This window comes from Saccharopolyspora sp. NPDC050389, from assembly GCF_040655595.1.
Classification (GTDB): Bacteria; Actinomycetota; Actinomycetes; order Mycobacteriales; family Pseudonocardiaceae; genus Saccharopolyspora.
Genome location: NZ_JBFAKG010000220.1, coordinates 1 through 1,694, shown reverse-complemented (window position 1 = coordinate 1,694; position 1,694 = coordinate 1). Strand labels below are relative to the sequence as shown.

At 72.2% G+C, this 1,694-nt stretch carries 1 protein-coding gene and 1 pseudogene; one reads left to right on the top strand and one right to left on the bottom strand.

All coding sequences use genetic code 11. From position 1 onward, the window contains the following. Positions 1–246, top strand: a pseudogene (locus AB0I53_RS49540) (hypothetical protein); the annotation flags it as partial. Here AB0I53_RS49540 and AB0I53_RS49535 read toward each other — a convergent pair. After that, positions 198–1,694: glycosyltransferase family 39 protein (locus AB0I53_RS49535; RefSeq protein WP_358618194.1), on the bottom strand; the 1,497-nt coding region annotated here is incomplete at its 5' end. The pseudogene AB0I53_RS49540 and the gene AB0I53_RS49535 overlap by 49 nt on opposite strands.

Here is a 1,694-nt window from a genome sequence, read left to right as displayed (position 1 = left end):
CAGACGCTCTGGGCCACGCTGCCCTACGGCAACGCGAGCGCCTTCGCCCAGCACGCGCTGCGGTTCGGCGTCGCGGTGCTGCCGGGGCAGTCGCTGGATCCGCAGCGGCGCAGCGACCGCTGCCTGCGCATCCCGTTCCACCACCCGCCGGACGAACTCGCCGAGGCGGTGCACCGGATGGCGGAGGCGTGGCGTTCCTACGACGGCACGGCCGCGGTCGCCGCCGTGAACGCGCTGGTCGTCTGAGCGCCGGGGAGCTCGGTGCCACTGCCGGTGGAGCCGTCGAAGATGCCCATGCGCTGGAACTGCGGCCACAACTCGGCCCACGGCCGCCGCGGCCCGCTGGCGAGCCAGATCGCGGTGCCCTCGTAGTAGGTGTCGAGCCGAGTGTCCACTGTGGTAACCGGGCGGACGTCGCGGAAGAACCGGAGCAGGTAGTCGCGGTTGCCGCCCAGGTACACCACGTGCTCGGTGTTCTCCGGCGGGCGATCGAGATACCAGAAGCCCCGGCTTCCGCTGTACGCCTCGGGAATCCCGGCCGCGCTTCCGTAGTGGTGCAGGGCCCCGGCCGACCAGTAGTCGTGGGTGATGACGGCGGTCCGCGGGGGAGCGCGGTGGTAGGCCTCGGCCACCACCGAGGTCAGCTGCGGCCAGCCGATGCTGCCCCGGCCGAACGTGTCGAACCGCTGGATCGACGACACCGGCAGCACCGGCAGCGCGGCCAGCGCCAGGCAAGCGGAGACCGCGAAAGCCGTGCCGGTGACCCAACCCCGGAACTTCGGGGCCTCCACCGCGGCAACGGCGTAGAGCAGGCCGAACAGGCCCGCGACGTAGTAGGGACGCCCGTCCGCGAGCAGGAAGATCGCCGTGGTCCCGACGGCGGCCCAGCCCAGGTAGCGGTACGGCCGCAGGTTCGGGGAGCGCAGGAGCCGCCACGAGCCGTAGCAGACCGCGGCCGCGCCGACGAGGCCCGCGCAGGCGACGGCCGTCGGGAGGAACAGCCAGCCGTACCAGTTCTCGGCGGCGATCGCGGCGGGCATGCGCAGCTGCGGCCAGCCGTGGGCGTGCTGCCAGATCAGCGTCGGAACCATGGTGAGCGCGGCGAAACCCGCCCCGCACCAAAGCATCGGGCGGCGCAGCAGCTCGCGCGGCCCGGCCGCGAGGGCGGCGACGCCGACGCAGAGCCACCACACCGGGATCAGGAACTTGACCTGCAGCGCCACCGCGGTGATCACGCCCGCCCACAGCAGCAGGTGATCCCGGCGGCAGCGCGTCCAGCGCACCACCAGCCAGCCGATCACCGTCCACAGGAACGGATCGAAGGACCAGGTCGCGAGCAGGTGCCCCGCGCTGGCGAACTGCACGGTGACCGCCCAGGCCCCGGCGGCGAGCACCTGCGTGCGGCGATCGCCGCCCAGCTCGCGCGCGATCAGCGCGGTGACGACGACTCCGGCGGCGGTGACCAGCATCGGCGGAAAGCGCAGCGCCACCAGTGAATCCGGGAACAGGTTGTCCAAAGTGGAGGCTAAGAGGGGTATCAGCGGTGGCTGGTCGGCGTAGCCCCACGAGAGGTGGTGCCCGGCGGCGATGAAGTAGAGCTCGTCGGCGAAGTAGCCATAACGCGGGCTGGTCAACAGCAACGCGATCCCGACGGCCGCGGCGATCAGCAGAACCGGCCGCACCGCCAGCGGGAA